Consider the following 8,250-nt stretch of genomic DNA (forward strand, 5'->3'; position numbering starts at 1 on the left):
TCAGTGGCTGGAACCGGAGTGCCGCTGCGCGAACTGGCGTTGATCATCTTCGTCGCAGCGGCGTTTACCTACCTCACCACCGGACTGGTGCGCAGCGTCTTGGTGCGCAGCGGCCAGGTGGCGGAGATTCGTCTGCGTGATAGTCACTCGCAACCGACCCCGCAGTTGGGTGGCGTTGCCATGTTCACGGGGTTTGCGGCCGCCGTGTACCTGGCAGGCCAGCTTCCAGCCTTGACTCGCGGGTTTATGCCGGTCACACCGGAGATGAATGCTGTGCTGTGGTCAGCCGCGGCGATTGTCATCGTCGGCGTGGTGGATGATCTGGTGGAGCTGAGTGCTCTGGTCAAGCTCATCGGGCAATTGGTGGCCGCGGCCATCATGAGCGGTCTAGGTCTGACGTGGACTCTTCTCTTCTTGCCCTTTGGTGATGGAACCACGGTTATCCTCGACCAGGTCCAGGGAACACTCTTGACTACCTTCTTTACGGTCCTGCTCATCAACGCAATCAACTTCGTGGACGGGCTCGATGGGCTGGCCGCCGGGCTGGGCATGATTGCTGGTGGCGCCATCTTGGTCTTCTCGCTGACCGTGCTGCATGACCAGGGTGGCGCGGTCTCGGCCTATCCGCCGGCGATCATCGCGGCGGCGCTCGTGGGCGTGTGCGCCGGGTTCCTCCCGCATAACTTCGAGCCCTCCCGCATTTTCATGGGGGATAGCGGGGCGATGCTGATCGGTTTGTTGCTTGCCGCGGCGTCGACCTCAGCGTCGGGCAAGATCAACATGTCGCTGTATGGAACCGTGGACATCGTGGCGCTGATGTCACCTGTCATCGTCGTTGTTGCTGCGGTCTTTATTCCAGTCCTCGACCTTGTCTGGGCCGTGATCCGGCGCGTATCCCAGGGGCGCTCGCCCTTTGCCGCGGACAAGGCCCACATCCACCACCGGCTGCTCTCACTGGGGCATACTCACCGCCGCACCGTGTTGGTGCTGTACCTGTGGGTCTCTGCGGTGGCCTTTGGGGCCGTCTCCTTTTCCATCGTTCCCGCGCCCGTGGCCGTCGTACTAGCGGCTGTCGCGCTCGTTGTGGCCTTCGGTGTGACCCTGATTCCGCTGCGCCAGGGGAAGCTTGGGCGCCAGCCGCGTCCCACCAGCGTGGTGGTGGAAACGGATCCCTCCTGAGGTAGGGTATGGGGCTGTGACTGATTCAACGACCTCCGAAGAGCTTTCGCCGTACGACGATCATCGGCGTCCCCTCAAGCGTGCGCTCCGCCTCGGGGCCATCGGCCTTGTCGTCGTGACCATCGCGTCCCTGGCTATCTGGGGTGGTGTCCGCGGGTTGCCTGGGATCTGGGGCGTTCTCGTCGGCGCGGCCATCGGCGGCGGCTTCGTGCTCTTTACCGCGGCCTCAGTTCTTCTTACTGCGCGTACCACGCCATCGACCACGATGGCGGTGGTGCTCGGCGGCTGGCTGCTCAAAGTGGTCATCCTGATTATGGTGCTGTTGCTGATTAAGGACCTTGAGTTCTACGACACGATGGCGCTTTTCGTCACCGTGCTGCTGGCGCTAGCGGTAACACTCGGCACCGAGGTCTGGGGCGTGATTACATCCAACGTGACCTACGTGTCCTAGCCCGCGTGTCCTAACCCGCCTCGACCTTTTAGACTGAGCCACTGCTTCCGGTGACCCCGGGAGGGTGGCTTTTTGTGTAGTAAAGCGGTGGCGGCAACAGTGCCCGTTACCCCCGTCAAGGTGGGAAAACGCGGGTATGTGACCAAATACACTTAGCTGGGTTTCGGCAGAATGTGGGCGTTTTATAGGGCCCGTTGGCACTAGGCTGTGCCTTTAGGGCCGCAACGGGGCCCCCACGTGCGAAAACTTGAGGGCGAACTGATAGCATTCTCTTCGGGTTACCGCGGGTTAGCGTCATGCTATCCCGAAAAAGTACGGTTTATCCTTGCCCTGTTTACGCTGATGTGCGACGGAGTCCGTGGACAGGGCAAAGAGCTTGAGACGTCCATCGCACCACATAGCCTTCGACAAGCTGTGTGGCCCGAACACGGGAGAGAACGCTGAGCGTTACGACATTGGCCATGAAGGGTGAGTTTCACGCACCCGAACTGGATCCAGAATTTTTCCCGGGGCACGTAACCGATGATGGTGAAGTCGTCGATCTTCTTTTCGCCGATTTCGCCAACGGTTGGTTCGCTTTGGATCGCATCATGCTGGTTCGCCTGTTCATGGCGGCCATCTTGGTGCTCCTTTTTGTTGTCGCCTTCAGGAACCCGAAGCTGGTTCCTAAAGGATTGCAAAACGTAGCGGAGCATGCGATTGACTTCGTACGAATTCACATCGCAGAAGACATCTTGGGCCGCAAGGAAGGGCGTCGATTCCTTCCGATCCTGGCCACGATCTTCTTCGGTGTTTTGTTCTGGAACGTAGCAACTATTGTTCCAGCTCTAAACATCTCTCCGAACGCTCGTATTGGTATGCCAATCGTGCTGGCTGTCGTCGCGTACATCGCCATGATTTACGCCGGCGCCAAGCGCTTTGGCTTCGGCAAGTTCATCAAGTCCTCGGTGGTTATTCCTAACCTGCCGCCGTTGCTGCACGTACTTGTCGTGCCGATTGAGGCTTTCTCTACGTTTGTCATGCGCCCAGTCACGCTGGCTCTTCGTCTGATGGCGAACTTCCTGGCTGGCCACCTCATTTTGGTCCTGTTGTACTCGGCAACGAACTTCTTCTTCTTCCAGTTCAACGGTTGGACTGCACTGAGTGGCCTAACGCTGGTCGCGGCGGTTCTGTTCACGATTTACGAAATTATCGTCATCTTCCTGCAGGCATACATCTTCGCCCTGCTGACGGCGGTATACATCGAACTATCGCTGCATGCAGATTCGCACTAACAACAACGCGAACCTCGCGGTTAACTAAATACCCCAAAACCACCACATCCCCCGCGGACAAATCCGTGGGAAAACATTGAAAGGGAACGACTTTCATCATGAACGAAATCATTCTTGCTCAGGCCGCTGACGAGTCCACCCTCAAGGGTCTCGGTGCTATCGGCTACGGCATCGCAACCATCGGCCCGGGTCTGGGCATCGGTATCCTCGTCGGCAAGACCGTCGAGGGCATGGCACGTCAGCCGGAGATGGCTGGCCAGCTGCGTACCACCATGTTCCTGGGTATCGCCTTCGTTGAGGCCCTCGCCCTGATCGGCCTCGTTGCAGGCTTCCTGTTCTAAAGAGCGCTTTACACAAAGTAAATCGAACTTTAAGAACGGAGCCCCATGAACAACGTCATTTACTACCTTGCAGCGGAAGGAAGTGAGCTCCTGCCGCTGGAGAGCGGCAACTCCATCCTTCTGCCCAAGATGTACGACTTGGTCTGGTCTCTCATTCCGTTCGCCATCATCCTGATTGTGTTCTGGAAGTTCGTTCTTCCGGCATACAACAAGATGTTGCAGGAGCGTGAAGACCGGATCGAAGGTGGCCTTAAGCGTGCGGAGGCTCAGCAGGCCGAAGCAAAGGCCGCTCTGGAAAAGTACAATGCTCAGCTCGCTGACGCGCGAGCAGAGGCTGCGGAGATTCGTGAGCAAGCGCGTGAGCGCGGCAAGCTGATCGAGGCAGAGGCTAAGGAAGCTGCAGAAGAAGAATCTCGTCGCATTCTGACCGCTGGCGAGAAGCAGCTTCAGGCTTCCCGCGCACAGGTCGTGTCTGAGCTGCGTTCCGACATCGGACAGAACTCCATCAACCTGGCAGAGAAGCTGCTCGGCGGCGAACTTTCGGACGCCACCAAGCAGTCCTCCACCATTGATAACTTCCTGTCCGAGCTCGACACTGTGGCACCGGCCGGAAAGTAGGCAACGATGAAGGCAGCTAGCCGCGAAGCACTCGCTACCGTTGAGTCCAAGCTGGATGAGTTCCTCTCCGGTGACCGCTCGGTAGCGACTGCTACCCAGGCAGGCCAGGACCTCTTCGAGGTGGTCCGCGTCCTCGACGGCGACCGCGAGCTGCGCGTCGCGCTGACCGACGACGCCTCCACCTCCGAGGAGCGCAAGTCCCTGGTCCAGACCCTTTTCGGCGGCAAGGTTTCCCCGGTAGCACTGCAGGTGCTCCAGGAGGCAGCCGCCGCACAGTGGTCGACGCCGCGTGATATCGCCCGTGGCCTTATCATCCTTGGCCGCCGCGCACTGCTGCGTGGCGCTGAGTTTGAGGGCAAGCTGGGCCAGGTGGAAGACGAACTCTTCTCCCTGTCACGCGTGCTTGACCGCGAAGGCGAACTGACCCAGCTGCTTTCAGACCGTACTGCGACGTCCGACCGCAAGGTTGGACTGCTGGCAAGCGTGCTCTACGGCAAGGTCACGATGGTTACTGAAGCCCTCGCGCTGCAGGCCATTGGCCGCCCGGAGCAGAACCCGATTGATGATCTCGCCGGATTGGCGGACACTGCAGCCAAGCTGCAGGGCCGTACCATCGCGCGCGTGACTTCGGCGGGTGAGCTGAACGATAGCCAGCGGGCAGCACTCGCTGAAAAGCTGGGCAAAATTTATGGTCGTGCGATGTCCATCCACTCTGAGGTTGACACCAGCCTCCTCGGTGGTATGACCATCCGCGTCGGCGACGAAGTCATCGATGGTTCGACGGCAGGCAAGATTGCTCGCCTTCGCGCGCAGATGGTATAAGCCGAAACGACAGAAACGATTAAGTAATTGCTGGAAGATACTACCGAGAGCAGGAAGAACATGGCGGAGCTGACGATCTCCTCCGACGAGATCCGTAGCGCGATTGCGAACTACACCTCGAGCTACTCCGCGGAGGCCTCCCGTGAGGAGGTCGGCGTGGTCATTTCGGCAGCTGACGGTATTGCGCAGGTTTCGGGCCTGCCGTCCGTCATGGCGAATGAGCTGCTCGAGTTCCCCGGCGGCGTGATTGGCGTCGCACAGAACCTTGACACCAATTCCATCGGTGTCGTGGTCTTGGGCAACTTCGAGTCGCTTAAAGAAGGCGACGAGGTCAAGAGGACCGGCGAGGTTCTCTCCATCCCTGTGGGCGAGGAATTCCTCGGCCGCGTTATCAACCCCCTGGGCCAGCCGATCGACGGCATGGGCCCGATCACCGCTGAAGAGGACCGCGTCCTCGAGCTGCAGGCACCGTCCGTGCTGCAGCGTCAGCCGGTGGAAGAACCGATGCAGACCGGCATCAAGGCTATTGACGCAATGACCCCGATTGGTCGCGGTCAGCGTCAGCTGATCATTGGTGACCGTAAGACGGGTAAGACCGCCGTCTGTATCGACACCATCCTGAACCAGAAGGCTAACTGGGAGTCTGGCGACAAGAACAAGCAGGTCCGCTGCATCTACGTCGCCATCGGCCAGAAGGGCTCCACCATCGCTGGTGTGCGCCACACCCTGGAGCAGCACGGCGCACTGGAGTACACCACCATCGTGGCGGCTCCGGCATCCGACGCCGCCGGCTTCAAGTGGCTGGCACCGTTCTCCGGTGCAGCTCTGGGTCAGCACTGGATGTACCAGGGCAACCACGTCCTGATCATTTACGATGATCTGACCAAGCAGGCTGAGGCCTACCGTGCGATTTCCCTTCTGCTGCGCCGCCCGCCGGGCCGCGAGGCTTACCCGGGCGACGTCTTCTACCTCCACTCCCGTCTGCTGGAGCGCGCTGCAAAGCTCTCCGATGACATGGGTGCAGGTTCCATGACCGCACTGCCGATCATTGAGACCAAGGCGAACGACGTCTCCGCCTTCATTCCGACCAACGTTATTTCTATTACCGACGGCCAGGTCTTCCTGGAGTCCGACCTGTTCAACCAGGGCGTCCGTCCGGCAATTAACGTCGGTGTGTCGGTCTCCCGTGTTGGTGGTGCCGCACAGACCAAGGGTATGAAGAAGGTCGCCGGTAATCTGCGTCTTGAGCTGGCTGCCTACCGCGATCTGCAGGCCTTTGCGGCCTTCGCATCCGACCTGGATCCGGCCTCCAAGGCTCAGCTGGAGCGCGGTGAGCGTCTCGTCGAGCTGCTCAAGCAGTCCGAGTCCTCCCCGCAGCCTGTCGAGTACCAGATGGTGTCCATCTTCCTCGCAGACCAGGGCATCTTCGACGTCGTTCCCGTCGAGGACGTACGCCGCTTCGAGAAGGAGCTGCACGATCACCTCAACTCTGCAACCCCGCAGGTGTTCGAGCAGATCCAGGGCGGCACCGCTCTGACCGACGAGTCCAAGGATGCACTTGTTGCAGCAGCTAAGGACTTCACTCCGTCATTCCGCACGACCGAGGGCAACAACCTTGGTACCGAGGCTCCGGTTGACCCGCTCGCCGCAGATGACGTGAACATGACCGAGCTCAACGTCTCCCGCAAGACGGCCAAATAGAGTTTCGCACGCTCTAAGAATTAACCGTCTAGAAAAAGAAGGGAGGAGCGAACACCATGGCTAATCTTCGTGAACTGCGTGACCGTATCCGGTCCGTCAATTCCACTAAGAAGATCACCAAGGCACAGGAGCTCATTGCTACCTCGCGCATTACCAAGGCTCAGGCCAGGGTAGAGGCGTCGCAGCCTTATGCACGTGAACTGTCCAACGTGCTCAACAAGCTGGCGGCGCACACGTCCCTGGATCACCCGATGCTCCGGGAACGCGAAGATGCAAAGGTGGCCGCCATTCTCGTGGTCTCTTCGGACCGCGGTATGTGCGGTGGCTACAACAACAACATCTTCAAGAAGGCGGCCGAGCTGGAAGCCCTGCTCAAGAGTGAGGGTTTCGAGACCGTCCGCTACGTGACCGGCAACAAGGGCGTTGGCTTCTACAAGTTCCGTGAGGCCGAGGTCGCAGGCAGCTGGACTGGATTCTCGCAGGATCCAACCTGGGAGAAGACGCACGACGTGCGCCGCCACATCATCGACGGCTTCGTTGCCGGTTCGAATGGCCAGGCCAAGACCCGCGAGGGTATTCACCTGGAGGGCGAGACCGTTCGCGGTTTCGACCAGGTACACGTTGTGTACACCGAGTTCGAGTCCATGCTGACCCAGACCGCGCGTGTGCAGCAGCTGCTGCCGGTGGTACCGGTTATCGAGGAAGAGGACTACCACATGGGTGAGTCCGCGCTTTCCGACGCCGAGCCGAACAATCAGATCACTCCTGATTACGACTTCGAGCCGGATGCGGACACCCTCATGGACGCACTGCTTCCGCAGTACGTGTCCCGCCTCCTGTTTGCGATGTTCTTGGAGTCCTCGGCCTCCGAGTCAGCCGCACGCCGTACCGCAATGAAGTCTGCAACTGATAACGCAACCGAGCTGGTCAAGGACCTCTCCCGCGTGGCCAACCAGGCTCGTCAGGCGCAGATTACCCAAGAAATCACAGAGATCGTCGGTGGCGCTGGGGCGCTCGCCGAAAGCGCAGAAAGTGACTAGATTATGACTACAGCTCTGCAAGAGCAGAACACACAGTCGTCGGCTACCGCCGGCCGTGTGGTGCGTGTCATCGGTCCGGTCGTCGACGTGGAGTTTCCGCGTGGCGGGCTGCCGGCACTGTACAACGCACTGACCGTCGAGGTGACCCTCGAGGCTGTTGCAAAGACCGTCACCCTTGAGGTCGCTCAGCACCTCGGTGACAACCTCGTCCGTGCCGTGTCCATGGCTCCGACCGACGGCCTCGTCCGCGGTGCAGCCGTGACCGACACCGGCAAGCCGATTTCCGTCCCGGTGGGCGATGTGGTCAAGGGCCACGTCTTCAACGCCCTCGGTGACTGCCTTGACCAGCCGGGTCTGGGCCGCGATGGCGAGCAGTGGGGCATCCACCGCGAGCCGCCGGCATTCGACCAGCTGGAGGGTAAGACGGAGATCTTGGAGACCGGTATTAAGGTCATCGACCTGCTGACCCCGTACGTGAAGGGCGGCAAGATCGGCCTGTTCGGTGGTGCAGGTGTGGGTAAGACCGTTCTTATCCAGGAGATGATTACTCGTATCGCACGCGAGTTCTCCGGTACCTCCGTCTTCGCCGGCGTCGGCGAGCGTACCCGTGAGGGCACCGACCTCTTCCTCGAGATGGAGGAGATGGGTGTTCTTCAAGACACCGCACTTGTCTTCGGCCAGATGGATGAACCGCCAGGAGTCCGTATGCGCGTGGCTCTGTCCGGTCTGACCATGGCGGAGTACTTCCGCGATGTGCAGAACCAGGACGTGCTGCTGTTCATCGACAACATCTTCCGTTTCACCCAGGCCGGTTCTGAGGTGTC

Annotated in this window: 8 protein-coding genes and 1 pseudogene; all 9 read left to right on the forward strand. The window is 60.0% G+C overall.

Translation table 11 applies throughout. The features are described 5' to 3' along the window. Positions 1-3: 3 nt before the first annotated feature. The gene (locus tag RDN59_RS03700) at positions 4-1,179 is read left to right on the forward strand and encodes an MraY family glycosyltransferase (RefSeq protein ID WP_308606666.1); all 1,176 of its coding nucleotides are present in this window, start codon (positions 4-6) and stop codon (positions 1,177-1,179) included. Between the two features lie 16 nt (positions 1,180-1,195). Further along, a complete protein-coding gene (locus RDN59_RS03705; RefSeq protein WP_049155069.1) occupies positions 1,196-1,630 on the forward strand; it encodes a hypothetical protein in 435 nt (144 codons plus the stop codon). 461 nt (positions 1,631-2,091) lie between these two features. Next, positions 2,092-2,904, forward strand: coding sequence for a F0F1 ATP synthase subunit A (atpB, locus tag RDN59_RS03710; protein WP_102234376.1), 813 nt, complete (start codon positions 2,092-2,094; stop codon positions 2,902-2,904). Positions 2,905-3,002: 98 nt separating this feature from the next. Then, positions 3,003-3,245: an ATP synthase F0 subunit C gene (locus tag RDN59_RS03715; protein WP_010187073.1), complete on the forward strand. Its 243-nt coding sequence runs from the start codon at positions 3,003-3,005 to the stop codon at positions 3,243-3,245. 45 nt (positions 3,246-3,290) lie between these two features. Further along, positions 3,291-3,863: a F0F1 ATP synthase subunit B gene (locus tag RDN59_RS03720; protein ID WP_175972848.1), complete on the forward strand. Its 573-nt coding sequence runs from the start codon at positions 3,291-3,293 to the stop codon at positions 3,861-3,863. A gap of 6 nt (positions 3,864-3,869) precedes the next feature. Continuing rightward, positions 3,870-4,685 (forward strand): F0F1 ATP synthase subunit delta, encoded by an 816-nt coding sequence (locus RDN59_RS03725; RefSeq protein WP_308606668.1) that lies wholly within the window; start codon positions 3,870-3,872, stop codon positions 4,683-4,685. A gap of 60 nt (positions 4,686-4,745) precedes the next feature. Continuing rightward, a complete protein-coding gene (gene atpA, locus RDN59_RS03730) occupies positions 4,746-6,386 on the forward strand; it encodes a F0F1 ATP synthase subunit alpha (protein WP_308606671.1) in 1,641 nt (546 codons plus the stop codon). 56 nt (positions 6,387-6,442) lie between these two features. After that, positions 6,443-7,426 carry a F0F1 ATP synthase subunit gamma gene (locus RDN59_RS03735; protein ID WP_308606669.1) on the forward strand — a complete coding sequence of 328 codons (984 nt, stop codon included), beginning with the start codon at positions 6,443-6,445 and terminating at the stop codon, positions 7,424-7,426. A gap of 3 nt (positions 7,427-7,429) precedes the next feature. Next, positions 7,430-8,250 (forward strand): annotated as a pseudogene (locus tag RDN59_RS03740) (F0F1 ATP synthase subunit beta); the annotation flags it as partial.

The sequence above is a fragment of the uncultured Corynebacterium sp. genome (genome assembly GCF_902489365.1).
Taxonomy (GTDB): domain Bacteria; phylum Actinomycetota; class Actinomycetes; order Mycobacteriales; family Mycobacteriaceae; genus Corynebacterium.